18 protein-coding genes, 1 tRNA gene and 1 pseudogene are annotated in these 26,072 nt (G+C 37.7%); 13 read left to right on the top strand and 7 right to left on the bottom strand.

Translation table 11 applies throughout. The annotated features are described in order from the left end of the window. Nucleotides 1–51 precede the first annotated feature (51 nt). Nucleotides 52–125 (top strand) — tRNA-Pro (locus tag CBF29_RS11930). A gap of 154 nt (nucleotides 126–279) precedes the next feature. Here the strand turns inward: CBF29_RS11930 and trpB are convergent. Next, complete coding sequence (gene trpB / locus CBF29_RS11925) at nucleotides 280–1,497, bottom strand: tryptophan synthase subunit beta (protein WP_211334298.1); 1,218 nt, start codon at nucleotides 1,495–1,497, stop codon at nucleotides 280–282. Nucleotides 1,498–2,203: 706 nt separating this feature from the next. On the opposite strand from trpB, the gene CBF29_RS11920 reads away from it, so the two are divergent. The 5 genes from CBF29_RS11920 to gor all read left to right on the top strand — a co-directional run bounded on the left by CBF29_RS11920 (nucleotide 2,204) and on the right by gor (nucleotide 9,062). Then, nucleotides 2,204–2,680 (top strand): CtsR family transcriptional regulator, encoded by a 477-nt coding sequence (locus CBF29_RS11920; RefSeq protein WP_126809948.1) that lies wholly within the window; start codon nucleotides 2,204–2,206, stop codon nucleotides 2,678–2,680. 4 nt (nucleotides 2,681–2,684) lie between these two features. Further along, nucleotides 2,685–5,171 carry an ATP-dependent Clp protease ATP-binding subunit gene (locus tag CBF29_RS11915; protein ID WP_126809947.1) on the top strand — a complete coding sequence of 829 codons (2,487 nt, stop codon included), beginning with the start codon at nucleotides 2,685–2,687 and terminating at the stop codon, nucleotides 5,169–5,171. A gap of 166 nt (nucleotides 5,172–5,337) precedes the next feature. Beyond that, nucleotides 5,338–6,264: a peptidase U32 family protein gene (locus tag CBF29_RS11910; protein WP_126809946.1), complete on the top strand. Its 927-nt coding sequence runs from the start codon at nucleotides 5,338–5,340 to the stop codon at nucleotides 6,262–6,264. 2 nt (nucleotides 6,265–6,266) lie between these two features. Next, a complete protein-coding gene (locus tag CBF29_RS11905; RefSeq protein ID WP_126809945.1) occupies nucleotides 6,267–7,511 on the top strand; it encodes a peptidase U32 family protein in 1,245 nt (414 codons plus the stop codon). A gap of 201 nt (nucleotides 7,512–7,712) precedes the next feature. Continuing rightward, nucleotides 7,713–9,062 (top strand): glutathione-disulfide reductase, encoded by a 1,350-nt coding sequence (gene gor, locus CBF29_RS11900; protein WP_126809944.1) that lies wholly within the window; start codon nucleotides 7,713–7,715, stop codon nucleotides 9,060–9,062. A 137-nt stretch (nucleotides 9,063–9,199) separates the two neighbouring features. Here gor and CBF29_RS11895 read toward each other — a convergent pair. The 5 genes and pseudogenes from CBF29_RS11895 to CBF29_RS11875 form a co-directional block, all read right to left on the bottom strand. After that, nucleotides 9,200–9,636, bottom strand: a pseudogene (locus tag CBF29_RS11895) (recombinase family protein); the annotation flags it as partial. A gap of 447 nt (nucleotides 9,637–10,083) precedes the next feature. Beyond that, nucleotides 10,084–10,572, bottom strand: a complete 489-nt coding sequence (locus tag CBF29_RS11890) for a PTS sugar transporter subunit IIA (protein ID WP_126809943.1) — start codon at nucleotides 10,570–10,572, stop codon at nucleotides 10,084–10,086. A gap of 26 nt (nucleotides 10,573–10,598) precedes the next feature. Continuing rightward, the gene (locus CBF29_RS11885; protein ID WP_126809942.1) at nucleotides 10,599–12,164 is read right to left on the bottom strand and encodes a PTS transporter subunit EIIC; all 1,566 of its coding nucleotides are present in this window, start codon (nucleotides 12,162–12,164) and stop codon (nucleotides 10,599–10,601) included. Between the two features lie 70 nt (nucleotides 12,165–12,234). Beyond that, nucleotides 12,235–13,560: a 6-phospho-alpha-glucosidase gene (locus CBF29_RS11880; protein ID WP_126809941.1), complete on the bottom strand. Its 1,326-nt coding sequence runs from the start codon at nucleotides 13,558–13,560 to the stop codon at nucleotides 12,235–12,237. A gap of 142 nt (nucleotides 13,561–13,702) precedes the next feature. Next, nucleotides 13,703–14,446 carry a MurR/RpiR family transcriptional regulator gene (locus CBF29_RS11875; RefSeq protein ID WP_126809940.1) on the bottom strand — a complete coding sequence of 248 codons (744 nt, stop codon included), beginning with the start codon at nucleotides 14,444–14,446 and terminating at the stop codon, nucleotides 13,703–13,705. A 414-nt stretch (nucleotides 14,447–14,860) separates the two neighbouring features. Here CBF29_RS11875 and CBF29_RS11870 point away from each other — a divergent pair, with 414 nt between their 5' ends. The 7 genes from CBF29_RS11870 to CBF29_RS11840 all read left to right on the top strand — a co-directional run bounded on the left by CBF29_RS11870 (nucleotide 14,861) and on the right by CBF29_RS11840 (nucleotide 25,140). Beyond that, on the top strand, nucleotides 14,861–16,186 hold the full coding sequence (locus tag CBF29_RS11870; protein ID WP_126809939.1) for a family 4 glycosyl hydrolase: 1,326 nt from the start codon (nucleotides 14,861–14,863) through the stop codon (nucleotides 16,184–16,186). A gap of 16 nt (nucleotides 16,187–16,202) precedes the next feature. Further along, on the top strand, nucleotides 16,203–17,762 hold the full coding sequence (locus CBF29_RS11865) for a PTS transporter subunit EIIC (RefSeq protein WP_126809938.1): 1,560 nt from the start codon (nucleotides 16,203–16,205) through the stop codon (nucleotides 17,760–17,762). Nucleotides 17,763–17,788: 26 nt separating this feature from the next. Continuing rightward, the gene (locus CBF29_RS11860; RefSeq protein WP_126809937.1) at nucleotides 17,789–18,583 is read left to right on the top strand and encodes a MurR/RpiR family transcriptional regulator; all 795 of its coding nucleotides are present in this window, start codon (nucleotides 17,789–17,791) and stop codon (nucleotides 18,581–18,583) included. A 1,415-nt stretch (nucleotides 18,584–19,998) separates the two neighbouring features. Continuing rightward, nucleotides 19,999–21,426, top strand: coding sequence for a PTS mannitol transporter subunit IIBC (locus CBF29_RS11855; protein ID WP_126809936.1), 1,428 nt, complete (start codon nucleotides 19,999–20,001; stop codon nucleotides 21,424–21,426). A gap of 59 nt (nucleotides 21,427–21,485) precedes the next feature. Further along, nucleotides 21,486–23,537: a BglG family transcription antiterminator gene (locus CBF29_RS11850; protein ID WP_126809935.1), complete on the top strand. Its 2,052-nt coding sequence runs from the start codon at nucleotides 21,486–21,488 to the stop codon at nucleotides 23,535–23,537. 11 nt (nucleotides 23,538–23,548) lie between these two features. Continuing rightward, complete coding sequence (locus tag CBF29_RS11845) at nucleotides 23,549–23,992, top strand: PTS mannitol transporter subunit IIA (RefSeq protein WP_126809934.1); 444 nt, start codon at nucleotides 23,549–23,551, stop codon at nucleotides 23,990–23,992. Beyond that, nucleotides 23,989–25,140, top strand: coding sequence for a mannitol-1-phosphate 5-dehydrogenase (locus CBF29_RS11840; RefSeq protein WP_126809933.1), 1,152 nt, complete (start codon nucleotides 23,989–23,991; stop codon nucleotides 25,138–25,140). Before CBF29_RS11845 ends, CBF29_RS11840 begins: the two co-directional genes overlap by 4 nt. 357 nt (nucleotides 25,141–25,497) lie before the next feature. Here CBF29_RS11840 and CBF29_RS11835 read toward each other — a convergent pair whose 3' ends face one another. Then, nucleotides 25,498–26,052: an NADPH-dependent FMN reductase gene (locus CBF29_RS11835; protein WP_126809932.1), complete on the bottom strand. Its 555-nt coding sequence runs from the start codon at nucleotides 26,050–26,052 to the stop codon at nucleotides 25,498–25,500. Nucleotides 26,053–26,072 lie beyond the last annotated feature (20 nt).

Genomic DNA, 26,072 nt, shown 5'->3' with positions numbered 1-26,072 from the left:
CGGATCAGAAGGTTAGGGGTTCGACTCCTCTTGGGTGCGTTTGAAATAGTACGGGAAGTAGCTCAGCTTGGTAGAGCACTTGGTTTGGGACCAAGGGGTCGCAGGTTCGAATCCTGTCTTCCCGATTATATTAAAAAAACTCTGTAAACCATATGGTTTATAGAGTTTTTTGGTTGTTTGTCAGCTCTTCGCCAAATAGTGTTACGAGGTCTAAATTATCACCTCATTCAATGTTCTAAACGGCGATAAAGATAGCAAATCCCCCAACTGTCTTCTGCTTTATCGGGTACCGTATTTTTCGATGATATAATCCATGTCTTTATCACCTCTGCCGGAGAGGTTGATAAGAATCGAACCTTTGCCCATGTTTTTAGCCAGCTTCATTCCGTAAGCTACGGCATGGGAGCTTTCGATTGCCGGGATGATTCCCTCCATTCTGGAGAGTTCAAAAAAGGCGTCAATAGTTTCATCATCACTTATGCCATCGTATTTCACTCTACCGAGATCATGCAAGAAGGCGTGCTCGGGACCGCTGGACGGATAATCCAGACCTGAGGCAACTGAGTAGACAGGGGCAGGATCGCCATTTTCATCTTTCAGCATAATGCTGTTGAAACCGTGCATGACACCCTCCTCGCCATAGGTTAGACTGGCGGCATGATCCCCCAGTTGAATACTTTTACCAAAAGGTTCCACACCGTAAATGTCAACAGGATCGTTGAGGAAGCCCGAAAACAAGCCCATTGCATTGGAACCGCCGCCGACACAGGCAACCACTGTATCAGGAAGTTCACCGGTCATTTCAAGAAACTGTTCCCTTGCTTCGATACCCACCACACTTTGGAAGTCTCGCACCATCATCGGGAATGGGTGGGGACCGACGACTGAGCCGATACAGTAGATCGCCTCCTTGTATTCCTCAGCATAAGCCTTAAAAGCAGCATCCACAGCTTCCTTTAAGGTGGCAAGTCCATCAGTAACTTCAATGACCTTGGCACCTAGGATTTTCATTCTGGCAACATTGGGTGCCTGTTTTATAATATCTACTGAGCCCATGTAAACGTCACATTCCAAGCCAAAGTATGCGGCAGCAGTGGCAAGAGCGACACCGTGCTGACCTGCCCCCGTTTCTGCGATCACCTTTTTCTTGCCCATGTATTTGGCAAGCAGCACTTCGCCCATACAGTGGTTGAGCTTATGTGCCCCAGTGTGGTTCAAATCTTCACGTTTCACATAAAGCTGGACATTTCCCAGTTTGCCGGACAGTCTTTCCAAATAAGAAATCGGCGTCGGTCTTCCTTGAAATTCCCGGCGGATGCGGCGGAGTTCACTGATAAATTTTGAAGATTTACAAATAGTCTGATAGGCATCATTGATTTCATTCATCGCAGTCTGTAGTTCGGGAGGGATATAGGAACCGCCGTATTTGCCGAAATAGCCATTGTCATCGGGATAGTTTTTAAAATAGGTGTCAAATTCAATATCGTTAAATTTCATTTTCTTTTCCTCCAAATAGATAAAGTTTAGGTTGATTTTGGTTTGATTCTTATTTTCTTGTTTGATTTTTCTACTAGGCGCGGGGAGCGCCACCAGCGTTTGGTAAACAGCATACTATGACCTCCTAAAATTGAAAAACTCCTTTGACTGATATTTCATGTCAAAGGAGTTCGGGGAAACAAAAATCGCCCTTGACAGAAAAAAACTGCTCTGTCAAGGACGAATAACTACACATACAGTACGAGACTATTCGCGGTGCCACCTTGATTCACGGCATGAGCCGTGCTCTTAGCAGGATACTAACATATCCCCGGCAATTGACGTATGCCAGACGTTGCAGAATACTTTGGGATTTTCCCAGTTGACTGCACCCTCAGCGGTCCATTTGACAACTTGTTTCTTACCTGACTCTCAGCACCACAGGCTCTCTGTAAAGGCATTATTGCCGTTATCTCCGCATCAACGGTTTGGTTTACTAAATTGTCTGATATTGTAGCATCGGAAAACTTTTCTGTCAACAGGTATCGCTGAACAGCTACAAATCTCCTGTCTTTTAACGATAAGCATTTTGTTATAAAAAGTCCGATGGAGCAGGTTTCTTATTTAAGCAGATTTTTTTTAACAATCAAACTTCTTTCCCTTTAACAGCAAGTTTTGTATAATACTAAGTAAGGTCAAATATAGTCAAGAAGCAAGGTGAATACATATGAGTCATCAAAGTATGTCGGATTTGATTGAACAGTATCTAAAATCAATTTTAAATGAAACGGAAGAAGAAATTATTGAAATTCGCCGCTCAGAAATGGCAGATTTGTTTAGCTGTGTGCCATCTCAAATCAACTATGTGATTAATACGCGGTTTACTTTGGCTCAGGGCTATACCGTTGAAAGTAAGCGAGGCGGGGGCGGCTATATTCGCATTCAGCGTGTGGAATTGAATTCACATGATGAGGTGTTATCTTATTTGCGGAAAAGCATTGGCGACCAATTGACGTATAAGGATGGTGTGGCTGTCCTACAGCAATTGTATAATTATGATATTATAAGTAAAAGAGAAGCAGAGTTGCTAGTGTCTATAATCAGTTATGAAGCAATCGGCAAGCAAAATCCGAGTGAAGATAATGTCAGGGCTGCTATAATAAGGGCGCTGTTGGATCGTCTTCGTTACGAAGAAAAGAGGTAGAGATATGGAGCGGACATTTACAGAAAAAGCAAAGAAAATATTATTAATTGCTCAAGAGGAAGCAAAAAACTTTCGCCATCAGTCGGTGGGGTCTGAGCACTTATTGTTAGGTTTAGTGATTGAGCAAGACGGTGTGGCAGGTAAAATATTACGTCAATTGGATGTTCAAGAAGAAGATTTGCGTGATGAAATTGGCAATTTGACAGGCTATGGCACCATGAGGAAAAAACAAGCTATTCCTTACTTGCCCTACTCCCCAAGAACGAGACAAATTTTAGCTTTCTCACAAGATGAAGCTAAAAGATTACGTTCTTCTCAAGTAGGGACTGAACATATTTTGCTGGGCATTTTGCGAGATGAAGAAATTTTAGCCTCGCGAATCTTAAAAAATTTCGGGTTGGATTTGGCTAAGACTAGGCAAATGGTTCTTAAAAAGATGGGATTGACTGAAGGCAAAGGAATGAAAACGGGCAACCGCAGACCAAACATGCGAGAAGCCAATTCGATAGAAGACAGCAGCACACCGGTTTTAGACTCCTTGGCTCGTGATTTGACTGCCCTAGCAAAAGCTAAAAAAATGGACCCTGTGGTAGGGCGTGAGAACGAAGTCAAACGTCTGATTCAAATACTAAGCCGAAGAACGAAAAACAACCCTGTTTTAGTCGGGGAACCCGGTGTAGGTAAAACTGCGATTGCTGAAAGTTTGGCACAGAAAATCATTGAAGGCTCCGTGCCGGAAGAAATGACGTCTAAACGCCTGATGATGCTGGATATGGGGTCGGTAGTTGCCGGAACTAAGTATCGTGGCGAGTTTGAAGATCGGATGAAAAAAGTTGTCGAGGAAATTTATCTTGACGGCAACGTGATTTTATTTATTGATGAACTTCACACGTTGATCGGTGCGGGGGGCGCAGAAGGGGCAATTGATGCGTCAAATATTTTAAAACCCGCTTTAGCCCGCGGAGAATTACAAACAGTGGGTGCCACGACGTTAGATGAATATCAAAAATACATAGAGAAGGATTCCGCTTTGGAGCGCCGTTTTGCAAAAGTTCAAGTGGATGAACCTTCGGCTGAGGACACTGTGGAGATCTTAAAAGGGATTCGGCCAAAATACGAAGAACATCATAAGGTGAACATTACCGATGAGGCGCTGGAAGAGGCGGTAAATTTGTCCGTTCGTTACATCACTTCCCGCCAGCTGCCGGATAAAGCCATTGATTTGATTGATGAAAGTGCGGCTAAAGTGAGACTAAGCGATTCGGATAAAATCTCCCCGAGAGTAGCTCTTATGGACAAACTGGAAGAACTTCGGGAGGCAAAAGAAGCAGCCATTTTGGAGCAAAACTTTGAATCAGCTTCTGCGTTGAGAAAACAGGAAAAACGTCAACAGGAAAAACTTTTGAAGTATGATCAAGCACAGGCAGAAAAAAATAGTTATGAGCGCTCAGTGACAGTTATGGATATTGAGGAAGTGGTGTCTCAATGGACAGGAATTCCTTTGCAACAGTTGGAAAAGAAAGAAAGTGAACGTCTGCTGAACTTGGAAAAGGTTTTGCACCAGCGAGTGGTGGGACAAGAAGAAGCAGTAGAAGCTGTTTCCCGGGCGATTCGCCGGGCGAGAAGTGGATTGAAAGACCCTAAACGGCCCATCGGCTCCTTTATGTTTTTAGGACCTACAGGAGTTGGGAAAACAGAATTGGCAAAAGCTTTAGCGGAAGCCATGTTCGGGTCGGAAGATGCGTTAGTGCGGGTCGATATGTCAGAATATATGGAAAAGCATACGACTAGCCGATTGATCGGCTCTCCTCCAGGCTATGTTGGTTATGATGAGGGTGGTCAGTTGACAGAAAAAATTCGTCAAAAACCATATTCAGTCATCCTTTTTGATGAGGTGGAAAAAGCCCACCCAGACATATTTAACGTGCTGCTGCAAGTTTTAGATGATGGTCATTTAACGGATGCTAAGGGACGCCAAGTAGATTTCAAAAATACGATTTTGATTATGACCTCAAACGTTGGGGCAACGGCCTTAAAAGAAGATATTTCTGTTGGCTTTAATGTTCTTGATATCACTCAAGACCATAAAGCAATGCAAGATAAAATCATGGAAGAACTGAAAAAAGCTTTCCGTCCGGAATTTTTAAACAGAGTGGATGAAACGATTGTTTTCCGTTCTTTGATCAAAGAAGAATTGCGTGAGATCGTAAAAATCATGTCTCGTTCTGTGATCGAACGTCTGGCAGAGCAAAATATCGAGTTGAAAATCACCTCGAGAGCGCTGGATGTGATTGGTCAAGTCGGCTTTGATCCCGAATACGGTGCTCGGCCGCTGAAACGTGCGTTGCAAAAAGAAATTGAAGATAAACTTAGTGAAGAACTGTTGTCAGGTAAGATTGCTACAGGAGATAAAGTGACCATCGGTGCCACGAAAGGCAAAATCACGGTCAATGTGAAAACCCCTGCACCAGAAAGAAGTCTGCCGGTATAATCAGTAAAAACTGCCGGCTGTCGACAATGAAGATAGGACTGTTATATTTAAGAGTAATTCTGCTTAAATATAACAGTTTTTTGATGGTGGCAGTGATGAAAACATCTTGGTTTTTCATGAAACTTGTGATAGGATAGCAATGATTATTGAGGGGAGAATTTTGATAATGAAGATTAACATTACCGCTACAGTAGAATCAATATCTCAGGCTGAGAAACTTTTAGAAGCGGGAGTAGATACTCTTTATTTTGGCGGTAAGACGTTTGGCTTAAGATTGCCGTATAACTTTTCGTTAGAGGAACAGCAGGCGCTGACGGAACTTTCACACCGGTTCGGCAAAAAAGTGACGATAGCGGTGAATGGTTTGATGCATCCAGAGAAGATGGCGCAGCTGCCAGAATATTTGAGTTTTTTAGAAGGAATCCAAGCAGATGCTGTCGCCGTGGGAGATCCGGGAGTAATCCACGTCATCAGGCGGGACAATCTTCAGCTGCCTTTTATTTATGATGGGCATACGATGGTCACGAGTGCCAGACAGATGAATTTCTGGTATAAACGTGGGGCAATCGGCTCGGTGGTCGCCAGAGAAGTTCCTTATCTGGAGCTTAAAGAGATGAAAAATAAGTTGTTGGGATTTGGAGAGATACTGGTCTATGGGGCAACTTGTATTCATCAGTCGAAACGCCCGTTACTGGAGAATTATTTTAATTTTGTTGAGTCTGAGGCTAGGGACACAACAAGAGAGAGTGATTTGTTTTTATCTGAACCAAAAAAAGTTGAGACACATTATTCGATTTACGAAGATGAACACGGGACCCATATTTTTGCGACGAATGATCTTAATTTGATGGAACACTTAGATAAGCTGGCGGATTTGAATTTCTTACATTGGAAACTGGAGGGCCTTTATACTCCGGGAGATAACTTTGTCGAAATTGCCAAGCAATTTGTTGAAGCGAGAGAGGCTTTGGAACAAGGACGATGGAGTGAAGACTTAGCGCAAGAATTAAGCAAAAATGTCAGCTCTTTACATCCTGATAAACGAGCACTTGATACAGGATTCTTTTTGATGAGTCCAGAAGAGGTGAAATAAGTATGGGGATAGTTAAAAAACAACTAAAACGTCCAGAGGTATTAGCACCGGCCGGGACTCTTGAAAAATTAAAAATAGCGATTCATTATGGAGCAGATGCCGTATATATCGGCGGAGATGCTTATGGTTTACGCAGTCGGGCAGGGAATTTTTCTTTTGAAGAGATGTCTGAAGGGGTGGCTTTTGCTAAAAAGCATGGAGCTAAAGTTTATGTGGCTGCCAATATGGTTACTCATGAGCATGATGAGGAAGGAGCAGGAGAATTTTTCCGACGGTTGAGGGACATCGGTATTAATGCCGTTATCATTTCCGATCCTGCCTTAATAGAAATCTGTGCCATGGATGCCCCGGGACTGCCGATTCATTTGTCTACCCAATCTTCTGCGACTAACGTTGAAACGCTGGAGTTTTGGAAAAATGAAGGACTGGAGCGGGTCGTACTGGCTCGTGAAGTTTCAATGGAAGAAATCAAAACAATGCGTGCACACACCGATGTTGAAATAGAAGCCTTTATCCACGGGGCCATGTGTATTTCTTACTCAGGGCGTTGTACGCTATCTAATCATATGTCAAAACGGGATGCGAATCGGGGCGGATGTTGTCAGTCTTGTCGCTGGAAATATGATTTGTATGAGGTGCCTTTTGCCGGCAAGAGACATTCCCTTACGGATGAATTTGACAAGGACGAACCTTTTTCTATGAGTGCAGTGGATATGTCTATGATTGAATACATCCCAGAGCTAATAGAAAACGGTGTGGATAGTTTTAAAATCGAGGGCCGGATGAAGTCGATTCATTACGTTTCTACGGTGGCGAATGTTTACAAAGCTGCTGTGAATAGTTACATGGAGGACCCGGAAAATTATATTTGTAAACAAGAATGGATTGACGAGTTGTGGAAAGTGGCTCAACGGGAGTTGTCTACTGGTTTTTATTTCAGCACACCAAGCGAGAATGAACAATTATTTGGGGAGCGGCGTAAAATACCTTCCTATAGTTTTATCGGAGAAGTCCTTTCTTATGATGAAAAGACAAAGATAGCTACTGTCCGTCAACGTAATCATTTTAGTGTGGGAGATGACATCGAGTTTTATGGTCCGGGCTTTCAACATTTTGAGCAAACCGTTGATGTGATGTGGAACGATGAAGGGGAGTCTATCGATAGAGCGCCCAACCCAATGATGGTGTTGACGATGCCGGTGGTGCAACCGGTCAGCGTTGGAGATATGATTCGAAAGAAAAAATAATTTTTTCTAGAGGCGACTCACCATGAATAGTATATTTAGAAGACAAAAGACAGGCTTTGTCTTCTTTTTTTAGTTATAAATAGAATTTTCAGGAAATTTTAAAGTTGTTAGTCTGATTTATTGCAATGTGTTAATAATTTTCTGTATAATTTGAAGGAGTATGTGTCTTTAAATGTTCAGAATAGAAAGGAATTTAAACTAATGATACCCTACGATTATATAGTGATAGGCGGAGGAAGCGGCGGAATTGCATCGGCAAATCGTGCAGGTATGCATGGCGCCAAAGTTCTTCTGATCGAAGCAAATAAAATTGGCGGAACGTGTGTCAACGTGGGCTGTGTCCCAAAAAAAGTTCTCTGGGAGGCGTCCACCCTGCGAGAAAATATTTTACTAGATGCGGAAAGCTATGGTCTGGATGTAGAGTTGAAAGGGACAGACTTTAAGCAGTTGGTAAAGAACCGTCAAGCTTATATAGAACGACTGCACGGTCATTATGATAAAGGCTTGGCTAGCAACCATGTGACTGTGGTGAAGGGCTTTGCTAAATTTGTTGATGAGCAGAAGGTTGAAGTCAATGGTCAAACTTATACCGCTCCTCATATTTTGCTGGCAACGGGCAATCATACAGAGTTTCCTGAAATACCGGGGGCGGAGTATGGTGATGATTCTGATGGTTTCTTTACATGGCAAGATTTGCCTGAAAAGGTCGTGATTGCAGGAGCGGGCTACGTTTCCGTGGAACTTGCCGGGCTGCTTCATGGTTTAGGCGTTGAAGTTCATCTGGCTTTTCGTTATGATCGTCCCTTACGTTCTTTCGATGAAGAAATCGTCAGAGAGATGCTGGCAATTTATAAACAGGAAGGGATTCATCTACACTCCCACTCAGTGCCCGAAAAAGTGGTCAAACAAAAGGATGGACGTTTAGTGATTAGTTTTGAAAGCGGCGAGGAAATCGACACTGATCGGCTGATTTGGGCAGTGGGACGCAAACCGAATATTGAAAATTTGGGCTTGGAAAAGACAGCTGTCGTCACTGATGACAACGGCTTTGTCAAGGTAGACAAGTACCAGAATACCACTCAAAAAGGGATTTATGCCATAGGCGATTTGATTGGGAAAGTCGATTTGACGCCCGTGGCAATTGCGGCAGGACGCCGTTTGTCAGAACGTTTATTTAACGGGAAAGAGAAGGAATATTTGGATTACAATAATATCCCAACAGTTATTTTTACCCATCCGCCAATCGCAACGATAGGTTTGACGGAAGAAGAAGCCTTGGCGATGTACGGAGAAGATGAAATAAAAATATATCGCAGTCAGTTTAATCCAATGTTTTATGCTTTGCAAAAAAGAAAAGTCAAAGCGACGATGAAGCTGATTTGTCTAGGCAGTGAAGAAAAAATCATTGGTTTGCATGGTATCGGCATTGGTGTCGATGAGATGCTGCAAGGCTTTGCCGTGGCAATCAAGATGGGAGCGACTAAAAAAGATTTTGACCAAACGGTGGCTATTCATCCTACGGGAGCAGAAGAATTTGTGACCATGAGGTAGTAAGTGTTCCGATAATGCAATGCATTGCTTGTCTGCATAAGTATTCGAAGGGTTTGATTCACTTATAGGATTTTCAACTATCCACCCCTGAATGTAGTCCCCCTAAAAAATCTGAACTTTTTTCGGAGTAGAGAAATCTGCTCCGATTTTTTTAGACGTCCTTCTTTAAAACCGGCGCGTTGTTTAGCGAGTTCTTTTCCCTCTTGGGTGCGCTCCACGATCAAATCACGCTCAAAATCTGTAAAGGCATTAAAATCGTGAAAATCAACCGGCCTGTTGACGTGTTTTCAATAATCCCTAAATTTAACACATTAATGCGGACCCCTTTTTCAAATAAAAACTTAATCGTCTTTAGCGCATCTTGAGTACTGCGCGCAAAACGATCCAACTTTGTGACAACCAACGTGTCACCGGCATTTATTTCGGCCAGCAGTTCTTGAAACGCTGGTCGGTCGCTGTTGGTTCCCGTTATCTTTTCTGAATAAATTTTGTCACACTTTTCTTGTTTTAATTGAAACAGTTGTCCTTCTAAATCTTGTTGTCGCGTACTCACGCGTGCATAACCATATTTCATTGAGTTCACCTGCTCTTCTTGTTTATTTTTGGTTATAAGTTATGACCACCTTCAATGCCTTGATTTTACGCCAATAAAAAAACCATCGTCAATACTCAAGAGTTATGACCATCTAGACACGGACGACTACCAACGTTGGGGTAAACGATTTAGAACGCGCATCGGATAAATGGAGCGAGGTGCAGCAAAAAAGGAGTGGATATCTCCACTCCTTAAAAGTCTAACTGTTAGGGGTCACTGCAGGTATATAAGTAACTCTTTTTGTCATAGAAAAAATTCCCTTTAAAATAATATAGAAATTTTATTTTCTTAGTATCTATTTTAAATGAATTATTCGACTATTTTTGTCCTGAACCTTGACATAACATTCACTTCATTAAACTAATCTCTTTGGATTTCTATTTTATTAGTTTAGTGAATTTGCTTTACAGGTAGTTCATTTTATTATTAATTGAAAATAATGTTTCCTACCAAATCATTAGCAGATACATTTATACTACTTGTCATTTGAAAGTCAATGGCTTCACCACTTGTGATAATAACTAAAATATCACTTTGTTTATTGCTCACATCTAACATAGCTAAATCTATATCTGCTATTTTAGTTGAAGGAATAACCATATCACCTTCTTTAACAAAGACTTCAAAAGGTCTCCCTTGTAATTCCACTGTATCAATTCCCATATGAACTAATACTTCAACGCCAGTTTCTGATTTCAAACCAATGGCATGTTTCGTCGGAAAAACAGATGTTACTACACCACTGATAGGTGAGTATACCTCTTTTATATTAGATCTAATAGCAAAGCCATCCCCTAACATTTTTTGAGAAAACACATCATCTTTCACTTCCGAAATTGGGACAAATAGTCCGGTGCTTACACTATGTAAGTTTAATTCGTTCGACCTCTTTTTTAATTTTTTAAATAAATTCACAATTTTCCTTCCCTTCAAAGAGACAATTATTCCATTTCTAGTAATTCCCTCATTTCTGTCTTATAGACTGCTGCTTTATTACCATAAATAATTTGAATACCAGATGGAACGTTAACAACACCGCTTGCCCCTAAGTTTTCCGTAAAATAAGTACTTGATTCAACTTTACTTGGCTCATTTAAAACTATTCTCAAACGAGTAAAACAAGCATCTACTTTTTCAATATTATCTTTACCACCTACAGCGGCAATGATCGCTTCTAAAAGCTCTTTAGAATCTGTTGTATTTTCAACAGTATCAGCAGTAGCAACCTCCTCTACTTCTCTACCTGGTGTTTTTAAATTCCATTTAGTAATAGCAAATTTAAAAATGAAATAATATAAACAGAAATATAAAGCACCTAAAGGTAGCACCCATAACCAGTTAGAACCTTTATCCGCCCCCATAATTCCGTTAAAAATAAGTGACATGAATGGGCCACCAAATGAAGCAGAACCAACTACGTTAAATGATACTATATAAGTTAATAGGTAAGCGATTCCTGATAAAACTGCATGAATACCAAATAATATCGGCGCTACAAATAAGAAACTATACTCTAAAGGCTCACTGATTCCCATTAAAGCACAAGGAATAACTGCAGCGATCATTAATGAAGCAACTTTTTTCTTATTAGCTGGTAGGGCTGTTTTATACATAGCTAACGCAGCTCCCGGTAAACCAAACATCGCAAAGATTACTTTTCCATTCATTAAAAAACGACTAACACTAATATCAAAGTTTGCCCCTGGCGTATTTAAAATAGCATTATAGATATTAACCGCACCTTCAACTACTTGACCACCAATCTCCTCTACACCACCCAAGCTAGTAAAGAAGAACGGTAAATAAATAAAATGATGTAAGCCAAATGGTAATAGCAAACGCTCTGATGTTCCATAGACAAAAGATCCTAAAGATCCAGTCGACACGATAAATTCAGACATAGCCCCCAAAGCATTTTGAATTGGTGGAAAAACAAATGCCATTATTAAACCAACAAAAGAAGAAGCAATAATAGTAATAGCTGGAATAAAACGTGTCCCATTAAATAAGGAAATAACAGATGGTAGTTCAATTTTATAATATTTATTATGTAAGTAACTGACTAAAAGTCCAATGATAATACCTCCAAAAACTCCTGTATCTAAAGTTAACACTCCTAAAATACTACGCTGACCTGTTAATAGATTCTCTGGATCAATCGTTCCCTTTAAGACTAAGAAAGAACCCATCACAGTGTTAAGTGTCATGTAACCTAAAAAGCTAGCTAAAGCAGCTGTTCCTTTCTCAGATTTAGCAAAACCATAAGCAATTGAAATAGCAAAGATAACTGGAATATTATTATTAACTACATTTCCAGCGTCCTTCATCAAACTAAATAGATAAACAAAAAAAGTACTACCTAAAAATGGAACTGATTTGATTAAGTTAGGATTGGAAAAGGCACTTCCTACGCCAACTAAAATACCTGATATCGGTAAAATCAACACAGGGGCCATTAGAACTTTTCCTAATTTCTGAAATGATTCTAAAATCTTCTCTTTTTTCATTACTTTCCTCCCAAAAAACGATTTCTTTTATTTGTATTAAATAACAGAAGGAGCTTAGAGCTCCTTCTTATTATTTTAATTCTGGCCAGTAATCTACATTTACTTCAATTAAAGCATCTAAAATTTTTCTAGCTTTTTTAGCATCTCCAATAGTTCTATTTAAAGTTAAGGCTTGCAATGCTTTTGTATATGATTTTTCTAAATAAGCTTCACATGTTAATTTTTCGTAAGCATATTGGCCTTCGATTAATCCTTTGTAGAAAGTACCAATCTCACCTACTGCGTATGGTTGTGGTCCATTAGCGCCTAATGATGCTGCTACTTCAATCATTAAATCACTTGGTAAATTAGAAACAATCCCATTATTTGGAACAATCACAATAAAGGTTTTTCTTAAATTACCATAGATAGAAGCTGCTACTTCAACAATCATATCCCCATGAGCATCGTTATGAACAATATGGGAGTCTTTTGCTGTTCCAGCCTGAGCAATTCTTTCACACTCTTCAAACACACGTTTTTCACGTCCATCCATTACCTCATTAGCTCTTGTGTAATTAGGATCTAATTTAGATAACTTGTATTCAGGATATAAATAATATTGTAAGTAAGTATTTGGTAGATAGTCTGGGAAGTCATTAATCATATCTTCCACCATAGCATAAGTATCTAGCCATGATTGATCACGTTGTTCCGCATCAACTGGTAAGAAACCATTTTTAATCGTATAATTTTTGATTTCAGGTAATAAATCATTTCCCTCTTTATCATACACATGTGTGAACCAACCAAAGTGATTTAGCCCAAAATAAGTCGGTTCAAATTCATTAAAATCACGATTGATTAAACGTCCAAACGAACGTAATAGATTGACTGGTTGATCACAAATATTTAAGATACGTTTATCATCTGGGAAGACCATGTTTAATGCATGTGCAACAATGGCTGCTGGATTTGTATAATTTAAAATCCATGCTTCTGGACTTAATTTACGAACATCTTCAACTAATTCTATCATGTCTCTAATTGATCTCATTCCATAAGCAAATCCACCAGGTCCACATGTTTCTTGTCCGATAAGATTCATTGCCAAAGGAATTTTTTCATCTTTTTCACGCATTGGATAGCCACCCGTACGCATTTGGCAGAAAACAAAATCAACATCTTTAAAAGCTTCTTCTTTATCAGTTGTATAGATAAACTCTATATCTGGTGTTTCTTCTCTAAATAAAATCTCACCAAATTTTCCAATGACTTCTTGTCTTTTTTCATCAATATCATACAAAGTTATTTTATCAAAAGGAAAGATATCTTGATGTTTTGTCAAAGCTTTTAAAATTCCTGGAGACCAAGTAGATCCTCCTCCAACAATAACAATATTATTCTTTTTTCTCATTCGAACCACTCCGTTTCATTTGATAAATCTAGTCTATACGATTTTTAATCAAAAAAACGCTTTTTCGATTACTCTATACTAACAACACTCATAAAAAAAAAAAAAACACCGTTGTGTTCTTCAACACAACGGTGCTAATTCTTCAACACAACGGTGCTAATTCTTCAAAAATATAATTTAAGACATAATGAATACCTAATCTAGAAGAAACATCCATGTCAGCATAGGTTAATCTGTCATAAAAAGTATACATAGTAACATCAGCTATCTGAGAAATTGAATTTTGAGAAAATCCTGTAATTGAAATCATCTTGGCCTTAGTTAGTTTAACTAAGCGAGCCGCATCTAAAGGTGTTTTAGTCTCCCCACTTAGACTCACTACAAACACTAAATCATTTTCTTTCAGTTTTTTAGCTCGTTGACTCATCACATGAGGCTCATAATAAAGAGAAGACTCAAAACCTAATATTCTTAATTTCTCTTTCATCTCCTCACAAGGAAATTTAGAAGGTCCACAACTAAAAAAGTAAATATGGTTAGAAGCTAGAATTAATTGTAATACTTCTTTTACTGTGCCTGAACTTAATAACTCCTCTGTTCGATTTATTTGATCGATAAGCTTTAGTCGATTCCCTTTCTTTAAAGAATTGCTCTTATTATGTTCCGTTTCAATAGCTATTTTCAATTCAGTATACCCACGATATTCCAACTTTTTAGCCATTCTAACAATCGTATTCGGCGAAACATACAGTCTGTCAGCTAATTCTTTTAATGTACTACTCTTTAAAAAAGAAAAATTTTCTTTATCCATCATATAGTTTAAGTGTGTTAACTCTTGTTCATTTAATAGATGCTGATTGGCTTGAAGATGACTAAATAATCCCATGATAAAATCTCTCCTTACTTGTCATCGTTGCTTAATTTTATTATATTTTAACACATCATACACACTTAGATGCTATTAATTGCTAAATTATGTGAATCACATTATCATAAAAAAATTTATGTAACATTTTCCAATTTAAACATTTATGAAGTACTTGATTAATTTTATCAACAAAACCATATATGAACGCTTCTAAATAGTCCCCATTATCTTTTCATTAGATCTTTTTTGCCAAGGTGAATAAAAAAAGAGATTAAAGGAGATACTGTACCGGCTCTAACTTTAATAAAAGGTGCTCAGGTGGCTCTCAATTCATATAAAACTTTCATAATATGAAAGTTTTAAGCGCACTCACCCTTTTAATGATACATTACGGGTGTACTAAACAAATGAATGGAAGGAAGTAAGATAAAAATGAAAAAACAAGCAGTTGTCATCGCTGGAGCTGGGAGTACTCACACACCAGGAATTATTCAAAGTTTATTACAAAAGAAAAACGAGTTCCCACTTAGAAAATTAGTGATGTATGATATTGACAGTAAAAGAGTGCATTTAGTTTATGATATAATGAAACAATTTATCTATCAAGAATGTCCAGAATTAGAGGTTATAGTTACAACAGACAAAGAAAAAGCGTATACAGATATTGATTTTGTTTTTGCTCAAATCCGTCAAGGTGGATTAAGTATGCGCTCAGCAGATGAAAAAATCCCATTAAGATATGGCGTGGTCGGTCAAGAAACATGTGGACCAGGAGGCTCTATTTCATATGGTATTCGTTCAATTACTGGGGTAATCGAGTTAATAAAAGATGTTCGTCGCTATTCGCCAAAATGTTGGATTTTAAATTACTCAAATCCAGCTGCAGTTGTTGCAGAGGCTACACGTCGTGAATTCAACAATGAGCGTATTTTAAATATTTGTGACATGCCTACTGCTATTCTTTTATCTTTTACTAAGATGTTAGGGTTAAAAAACTGGCAAGAATTAGATCCTTGTTACTTTGGATTGAACCATTTTGGTTGGTTCACAGAGTTATATGATAAAGAAGGTGTTGACCGTCTCCCAGAATTGCGTGAAATGATTTTAGAAAAAGGAATGGCAGTAAGTGATAAACACCACCAAGATCCAGATTGGAATAAGACTTGGAAACAATATGTTGATATTGTAAAAGATTATCCTGAATTCTTACCAAATAGTTATTTACAATATTATTTATATTCTAAGGAAATGGCTAAACATATGGATCAAAATTGGACTCGTGCGGATATGGTTATCAACGGACGCGAAAAAGAAATGTTTGCCGAACATACTAAATATTTAGAAAATCCCGAAAGTTACGAAAGTCCAATTCAAGACTTCACTGTCTTCGGAGACTTCATCGTAGACGCAGCGTCTTCAATTGCTTATAACAAAGGAGAACGTTTCCTAGTGATTGTTGAAAATAATGGTGCAATTCCAAATTTACCAGCAGATGCGATGGTTGAAGTTCCAGCTTATATTCGTTCATGGGGACCAGAACCAATTTCACGTCCAGCAATTTCAACATTCTATAAAGGATTAATTGAAAATCAAGTAGCTTCTGAAAAATTAGCGGTAGATGCTTATTATGAAAACTCATATGAAAAAGCACTTCAAGCTATTGCAATTAATAAGACAGTCCCATCTACGACAGTCGCTAAACAAATTTTAGACGCTTTAATCGAAGCAAATGGTGATTTTTGGCCAGAGCTAAATTAATTGAGAGGAGTATGACATGAAGAATAATAAAGTGTATAATGTTTTTCAAAGATTAGGCAAAGTATTAATGACCCCCGTTCTATTACTACCGATTTCAGGTATTTTAGTTGGTCTTGGTAGTGCTCTTTCTAACCCAAGTTTACAAAATGCAGCTCCTTTTTTAAAATATGAACCCATTGTATTTTTTAGTATACTTATTAAAGATGCTGGTAATGTTATTAATAATAATATTCCTGTTCTTTTTGCTATGTGTATTGCTTATGGATTTGCCAAATCAGAAAAAGCCACCGCTTGTTTATCAGGATTTATTGGCTATATGACAATGAATACTATTTTAGGTAGTTTCTTAATTTTTACAAAGACAATTAATCCAGAAAATTTGTTGACTGGACAAAAAACAATCTTAGGTGTTTTGACCCTAGATACTGGTGTTTTTGGTGGGATTATAATTGGATTGACAGTTGCTTATCTTCATAATAAATTCTATAAGATTCAATTACCAGCAGTTTTTTCTATCTTTAATGGAACACGATTTATACCTGCAATTACCGTCATTGCAGCAAGTGTTGTAGGAATCATATTAGCGTTTATTTTCCCTCCAATACAAGGAATGTTGAATAATGCAGCTGATTTAATTGATCGGACAGGTGTATTTGGAGCTTTCATTTACGGAACATCAGAACGTTTACTGCTACCATTTGGCTTACATCACTTTATTTACTTACCGTTCTTCTTTACTTCCTTAGGTGGAAGTATGGAAGTTGGTGGTGAGGTAGTTGAAGGTGCGGTTAACATATATAATCAAATTTTAAATACACCAGGCATGATGTTTGATATTGATGTTAGTAAATATGTGATGAATGGTAAAGTTTTATTTGCTATGTTTGGTTTGACTGGAGCAGCATTAGCTATTTATAAATCTGCTTTGCCAGAAAATCGAAAAAAAGTAGGTTCATTAATGATCGCGGCGGTTATTCCTTGTGCTATTATGGGGATTACAGAACCATTAGAGTATTCATTCCTTTTTGTTGCTCCTGTTTTATTTGGAATTCATGCTCTATTATCAGGTGTTGCTTATGTACTAACATATCTTTTCCAATTTAATGTAGCAGGACCATCCGCTTTTGGAGGACCATTTTTATCATTGATTTTTAATGGGATACTCAATGCAGATAAAGGTTCAAACTGGTGGACTATTCTCCCTCTTGGAGTTATTTATTTTATCATGTACTATTTATTATTTAGTTTTTGTATTAAACGATTCAATTTGAAAACACCAGGTCGAGAAGTTGCTATAGTTGAAGAAAATAAACAAGAGACCAAAGATGTGGATGAGTTAATTCCACTTATTATCGAAGCCGTAGGAGGTAAAGAAAATATCATCAGTGTTGACGCTTGTTTTACGCGTTTACGCATAAAATTAGTCGATGCGAAAAAACTGATAGAAGATGATTACTTTACCAACCAATTAGGTGCAAATGGAATTGTTCATGTTGGTGATGGAGTTCAGATTATTTATGGAAATAAAGCCGCTGTTTATAAATCTGAAATGCGTGAGTTTTTAGAGTTTGAATAATTATTAAAGAAAAGGGGATGTGAGCAATGTTTGCTGTTTATTCTAATTTAAAAACATGCGTTGAAAATTTGAATAAGTCAGGATCAATTGACAGCTATATTGCTCACTATATTTTAAAAAACCACGACTTTATTCCTAAAATGTCAATCAGCGAACTAAGCTTGGCTTGTAATACGTCTCAGTCATCAATTAGTCGTTTTTGTCGCCGAATAAACAATTCTAACTTTAAAGAGTTAAAACTAGAATTGATGGAATACAATTCCTATTTAAAAAGAGAAGTACAGGGAGAATTAACTGCACAAGTTATGAATTATAATGATTACTTCTCTGTTTTGTACCCATCAATTAAAGAAACAAGAGAACTTTTAACACCCAATATTTTAAATAAAGTCATTCAATGGTTGGGTTCTTCTGAAAATATTTACTTTTTTGGAAGTTCTTTTTCTAATAATGTCGCAAAAGATGCATGTGAAAAATTTACACGTATTAACCAACTGTGTTTTTCATTCTCATCAGTAAAATCACAATTAAATGCAATTGAATTGATAACAGCAAATGATTTAATCGTATTTGTCACTTTTTCAGGGACAACAAAACATATCAAGCGTTTATATCGAAATTTTAAAAATAAAAACTGTCGAATAATTTGGATTACAGCTAATCAAGAACGAGGAATGAATCAGCAAAATGAAATGATTTTACCCGTCAGTTCCTTAGCATTACATCAATATGAAACCTCTCTGATTGAAGGGATTAACTTGAGAATCGCTGTTGATTTAGTCTATTTATACTATACGGATTATCTGCGTCAACAACTCTAAGCTTTTTAAATTTAACGGAAGGAATAAAAAGATGTTTAATTTATTTAATGCTGTCATTTTTACTCGGCAATCTACAAGATTAATCCCACCTAATTTAACTTTGATTTATTTGTGATTGTAGTAATAAGTCTAATTTTCAATCCACTTTTCAACTTCTTAAAACTATGAAATGTTCTGCCGTCACACATTTGTTTTCTTTTTATGACTCCCAATCATCCTTCCTTTAAAAAAATTCGATAGACAAGCACCCAGTTCTTTCCTTGTGTCTTATTTTTCTAATGGATCTAGAAATATCCTCCTCTATTAACATTGTTTCGAAACTTGTCTACAACTCTCTGTTTTCGAATATACTTTTGAGTCGTTTTTAGATTCAAATTTATAACATTAGTAAATTGTTATTTAAACTAAATGGATTTGTTACTGCTGTAACATTTTTAGATTTCTATGCTGATTGTGTAATAGTGAAGTGCTTCTTCTTTTAAAAAATTTATAAATTCAAAACAGATTATTTGGACGTTATTCCTTCCAACCTGTGAATATATCTTATCCATACATGCGTTTTCCTATCACGATATCTTTCATTTCACATAAATTTCTTAACTTACCATAAATCACTTTCCTTCTAAAATTTGGGGCAAATACAAAATAAAATTTATAATTCCATCTAGTTTATCGAAAGGAGTTTTCTATCGCTTAAGCAGGTTTATCCAAGGGCCTTAAGCGGTTTTTTTGTTTCGCACAGCATGGTCTTCAACCAGCTAAAGTCACTAAAAAATAAAGCCACCATAACACTTCCTTTTTGAATCAGCCAGCAAATATAAAAAAAAGATGTTGTTGGGTTGGATTTGAGGCTAAGGCCGAAAAAAGAGGGGGATCATCTGAAGAGTAAACTTTCAGCTCGTACTAGAAGTTTTGAATGAGCTAGAAGTTCAAAATATCAGGAGTATATCGCAATTATCTAAACATCGTCACTCCTTGAGTGATTTTGTCAGGTCAGATAATTAAGACACGTCACATATGATTACTTAGTTAGTTGTATCTGACAAAATGCTTACATTAGAAATTTATTAATCGACTGAATGTTTAGCAAATGTAAGAGTCTTATATGAAATTTATGTTTATTTATTGTTTTTTTACAGTGAATTGGAAAAGTTGAGTGCCGTACAATTGTTTTTTGTCGACTTAATTTTTGATTCACCAAGAGAGATTCTTGGTTAAAGTGAAGTCTTGATTATTGATACTCGTCGTTTTTTAAAAAAACAAAACGTTCGTTATAATAAAACAAAGGTTTGTCACGATAAATGTTGCCAAACATGTGAACTGTATTCATTGAATAACAAGTTGTATGCGTTTACAATATGATTATCGGCTGTCATTATTGTAATTATTCAACATTATAGAGAGGGGATTTCAATATGAATGAGAACAAAGGGTTCAAGGCGAAAGTTCAGCAGTTAGGTAGTTATTTGAGTGGCATGGTCATGCCGAATATAGGCGCATTTATCGCGTGGGGGGTATTGACAGCACTTTTCATACCGACTGGCTGGATGCCAAATGAATCTCTTGCATCAATTGTCGGCCCAATGTTGACCTACCTTTTACCATTATTGATTGGATATACTGGTGGTCAAAAAGTTTTTGGTCAAAGAGGAGCTGTAGTCGGGGCGATTGCTACCATGGGGGTGATTGTTGGTTCAGATGTACCGATGTTCATTGGTGCAATGATTATGGGACCACTTGGTGGTTTTGTCATCAAGAAATTTGACGATATTTTTAAAGAGAAAGTTCCTTCAGGCTTTGAAATGCTTGTCAATAATTTTTCGTCAGGGCTGCTTGGTTTTGCGTTAGCGATTCTGGCTTTTCTGGGGATTGGACCTATCGTTGGAACTTTGACTGAACTTATGGCTCAAGGGGTTGCGGCAACCGTTAATGCAGGCTTGCTTCCTTTGGCAAACATCTTAATCGAACCAGCAAAAATTCTTTTCTTAAATAATGCAATTAACCATGGGATTTTAACGCCGTTAGGTGCTGAACAGGTGATAGAGGCAGGAAAATCGATCTTATTCTTGCTTGAAGCTAATCCAGGACCTGGTCTTGGCGTTCTGTTAGCTTTTACATTTTTTGGAAAAGGGTCTGCTAAAGCGTCAGCACCGGGGGCAATTATTATCCATTTTTTAGGGGGGATTCACGAAATATACTTCCCTTACGTCATGATGAAGCCGGCATTATTCTTATCAGTTATTTTGGGAGGAGTTTCTGGGACATTTACTTTTCAATTGTTTCGTGCAGGTCTGCAATCGGCAGCATCTCCTGGGTCCATCATAGCAATTCTTGCAATGACACCTCGGGGGGGATATTTGGGTGTTTTAGCAGGGGTAATTGTTGGAGCAGCTGTTTCATTTCTAGTCTCTATGGTGATTTTAAAGTCTGATAAATCGATTGAAATGGAAGGAGCATTCGAAACTTCGCAAGCTGCAATTAAGGCAAGTAAAGCAAAAAGCAAGACAGATGCGTTAGACAGGGCTGTTGATACGGTGTCAAACCGCTATGCTACGGTGATTAAAATTATTTTTGCTTGTGATGCTGGCATGGGTTCCAGTGCCATGGGGGCATCGATTTTAAGAAAAATATTGAAAGAGAAGGGAGTGGCGATACCGGTAACAAATGCAGCAATTAATAGTTTGGAAGATGAGGAAGATACGTTAATTATTACGCAGGAAGAATTAACGATGAGAGCAAAGAAAAAAGCGCCTAATGCACTCCATGAATCTGTTGATAATTTTCTGACAAGTCCCAAATACAATGAAATTGCCGAAAAAATTAAAGCAGCCGCTGATCAGTAAATATAAAGCATCATATGCAAGTACTTGTTTCTCTGCTTTTTTATAAGGGGTGAGCAGTTTTGTATTTCTCATCACGAGAGAAAAAAATAATCAACTATATGATTGACTATCATGCCGGAATCAGTGTCCGGGAGTTACAACAACTATTGAATGTCAGCAAAAGAACCATCTACCGTGAAATTGTCAGTTTAGAAAAAACTATTCAACCGCTAGATATCAAGATTATTAAACCTCGGGGGCGAGGGTATCGTTTAGTTGGGAAAGAACAGGACTTTAAAGAACTAAAAAAAAGTATTTTAGAAGAATCACCATCGTTTCTCGACAATATTCAAAGGCAGAGTGCTTTAACGGCTCGTCTACTTGTTGGTAAGAAAGGTCTTTCAATTGACGACATTGCTGAATTGTTTGAAGTCAGCCAAACAACTGTCGCTAACGATCTTGACACTATTAAAAATATTTTACTTGAATATCAGTTGTGCCTGGAAAAAAATTCAGAGAATTACTTAAGGGTTATCGGCGAGGAAGACAAACGACGACAAATTTTGACAAGCCTCATTTATAAGGAGGTTACTGAATTTCACTTTTTTGACTATCTTCATCAGTTAGAAGCCGACCGTCAGGAGGATCATCTTGATCACTATCTTTTAAATGTCATTGATAGCTCTTCTTTAATTTTAGCGAAAAATATTATCTTAATGTACTCGGGTAAAGTCTTTTCTAATGTAACCGATAGCCAGTTGCAACAAGTCATCACAATTTTAGCTGTATCGATCGATCGAATGGTTCAGGGACAGATCATTGATACTCCTGCCGATGAGATGTTTGATGTGACACTGGAAGTTCAAGGAATCTCAAGGCGTATATTGGATTTCGTTCAGGTTGAAAAAAATGTAACAATCTCAAAAAGTGAGTATCATTTTTTGGCAAATCAATTATCAGGCATCAATTATAAACTCCCACAAAATATTTTTCTGAAAAATTTCAATGTAGAACTGTCTTATCATGTCAGAGAGTTTGTCCGTTTAGTCTCTCTAGAATCGCGAATCGACTTTAGACAAGATACGACGCTCTTTTATGACTTATTGGCGCATCTGTCAGCGGCTTTACAGCGTAACAGTACCTTTATTTTTCTTGATAATAACTTATTTCTTAAAACTATTATTGATGAGTATCATGAGTTGTATGTTGCGGTTAAGAACAGTCTGAAAAAAGTGTTCAGTAAAATAAAGTTTTCCCAAGACGAACTTGCTTATATCGTGATTCATTTTGCTACTTCTTTAGAAAAGCATTCCGATCCACCGGCGTTATCGGTTTTAGTACTTTGTTCCAATGGTATTGGAACTGGAAAAATTCTAAAGAACCGGCTTTTAAAAAACATTCCCGTTATTGACAAGATAAAAGTTGCCAAACTATCAGAAATGAAGCATTTGAATTTTAAAGAATTCGATATTATTTTATCGACCATTTTTTTGCCCGATTTCAACTTGCCTTATAAAATAATTTCTCCCTTGTTACTCGATGGGGAAATCCAGGAGTTAAAAGAAATGCTCCAAGAAAAAGCAGTTCCTCATACAGCTAAGATTGAAAAGAGTGCAGACGCTGACTTTACTGTTATTTATGAGAGAATGCGCATTGCAAACAATATTTTAGAAAATTTTCGTCTGGCAAACGTTGAGGCAGAAGAGAGTTTGGAGCAAACACTTTATAACATCGTCAATGAGTTAGAAGATCTGGTTGTTAGGGATGTTCAAAATGTGACTGAGGCCGTGATTCAACGTTATAAAATTGCTCCTCTTGGGGTGCCTGGAACAAATTTTGCACTTTTTCATAGTGCTAACCCATGGGTTAAAGAGCCTTTTTTCAGTATTTTTCATTTAGACACCTCTTTTATCATTACGGGCATGGATCAGCAGGCGATTCAATTGAATCGTTTGTTACTGATGTTGGCTCCTGATCCGATGACATTAAATGAACAGACCATTCTTGGCAAAATCAGTAGTTCGGTGATCGAAAACGATTTAAGCACTGAAACTTACAGAAATGGCAATCAAAATGACATCTATCAGTTGCTTAGCACCCTTTTCATAAATGAATTAAAGGAGCTCGATTAGGAGGGAACAAAATGAAATTAGAAACGGACATGATTCTATTAAATCAAAACTATGAGAACAAAGAAACAGCAATACGAGCCAGCGGGGAACTCCTTGTCGAAGCTGGATGTGTGACCAGTGAGTATGTTGAAGCAATGTTGGAAAGAGAAAAGTTGGTTTCTACTTATATGGGCAATTTTATTGCCATTCCACACAGTACTGAGAACGCTAAAAAGTATGTGAAAAAAAATGGCATCTCAATTCTCCAAGTTCCCGATGGGGTTGATTTTGGTACGGCAGATGAAGAAAAAACAGTGATGATTGTTTTTGGCATTGCCGGAATCGGAAATGAGCATTTAAATATACTGCAAAAAATCGCCTTATTTTGTTCAGATGTGGAAAACGTTGTTAAATTAGTCGAAGCAAAAACAGAAGAAGAAATAATAAAATATTTAGAGGAGAATCAGGAGGCATGAAAGCAACTCACTTTGGAGCAGGTAACATTGGCCGTGGTTTCATTGGAGAAATCCTTTTTCTGAATGGTTTTACAATTGATTTTATCGACATCAATGATGAAATAATCAAAGCCCTGACTGAAAAGCAAGAATACATGATAAAAAAATCTGGTAACGCTGAAGAGAGAATTCACATTGAAAACGTTACTGGTATCAACAGTCGAGAGAATCCTGAGGCTGTCATTCAGTCGATTGCTGGAGCGGATATAATCACGACAGCAATCGGTCCCAGTGTCCTCCCTCTCATTGCAGAATTGATTGCCCGGGGCATCCAGCAACGAAAAACAGCTAAGAATCAGCAGCCTCTTGATATTGTTGCGTGTGAAAATATGATTAAAGGCAGTTCCTTTTTAGGAAATGAAGTAAAAAAATGGCTTGGGAAGTCTGATATGGCATACTTTAATAAGTATATTGGCTTTCCTAATGCCGCAGTTGACCGCATCGTTCCGGCGCAGAGCAATGATGACCCATTATCTGTAACAGTAGAGCCGTTTCGTGAGTGGCTGATTGATCAGACCGCTTGTAAACAGACGAGTATAAAGCTTGAGGGGGTTGAGTATGTCTCAAGTCTTCAGCCTTACATCGAACGTAAACTTTTTTCCGTCAACACAGGACATGCCACGGTTGCCTATACAGGTGCGTATTATGGTTGCCACACTATCATTGAAGCAATGAAGCATCCCAAAGTATTGAGGCAATTAGAAAATGTTTTAAAAGAAACGAGTGCTTTACTGCTAGAAAAGTGGGGATTTGATCAAGAAGCACATGCTAAATATACTTCAAAAGTAATTGAACGGTTTAAAAATCCGTATATTTCAGACAGCATTGCCCGGGTTGCTCGAACACCCATCAGAAAGATTGGCTACGATGAACGTTTTATTAAGCCTATTCGGGAGTTGAAATCCTATCATCTGCCATACGAGCATCTGTTAGAGGTCACTGTGTATCTCTTAAAATATTACGATGAGTCAGATTCGGAAAGTGTTAAAATGAATCAATTATTAAATACTAATGAACTTTCAAAGGTAATTGCCCAGTTCACTGGCTTGAAAGACTGTGAATTGGTTGAAGAAATCGTCGTTTCCTACCTCACAGTAGGAAACCATTAAAATATGACACGCCGTTGGAAGTATTATAAGTCATGTAGATAAAGACAGAGGTTTTGTCTAACTTATTTTGATAAATGAAAAAATTTAAAGAGTTTTGGACATAATGATGATAAGACACATGGATATTTATTTCTGGAAGGTAGTGGTGACAATATTCTAAATGGGAAATTCGCAGTTTGTGATTTTTTATAACAAAATCGGTGCCAGTGAATTTCTTCTTTCAGACTCTAAAATATATGACCAGAAAAACAGGCGAGTCCCTTATTAAATTGGGACTCGCCTGTTTTGGATAACTATATAAGAGAAAACCGGGAAGCTAGTTCCTAGTTTGCTTAATTCTCGTGGTTTTTTTGGAAATCAAAATTTTCCCATCCAGTCGACAAAACTGTTGACCAGCAGCTGGAAGAAATCTTGTGTGCCTTGATTAACTAACACACCATTTTCGTCGTATAATTTATTTGAATAGGCAATGTATGCTTCCGGCTGCTGCATTGTCGGCATATTCAAAAAGACCAGTGACTGACGTAAATGATGATTGGCACCAAATCCGCTGATAGCACCTGTGGATGAGCTGACCACAAAGGCAGGCTTGCCATCCCAAACACTTGAACCATAAGGGCGTGAACCAACATCTAACGCATTTTTTAAAGCAGCTGGGACAGAACGATTATATTCTGGTGTGACAAAAATAAATGCATCAATGTTTTTTAATTTGTTACGAAAAGCGGTCCAATTTTCTGTTGGGCGGTTTTCATCGTCCAGGTCCTGGTTGTACCATTCTAAGTTGTCGATGTCGATGAATTCTGTAGTAAAGTTTTCAGGGAAAAGATTTGCCAATGAATGGGCAATCTTCTTGTTATAAGATTCTTTTCTCAAGCTACCTACTAAAATACCAATTGTTTTCTTTTCCATATTAAACACATCCTTGCTCG

It is taken from the genome of Vagococcus elongatus, assembly GCF_003987645.1.
Classification (GTDB): Bacteria; Bacillota; Bacilli; order Lactobacillales; family Vagococcaceae; genus Vagococcus_A; species Vagococcus_A elongatus.
Note: the sequence above shows the minus strand (reverse complement) of the source record. Positions and strands in the feature narration are given on the sequence as shown.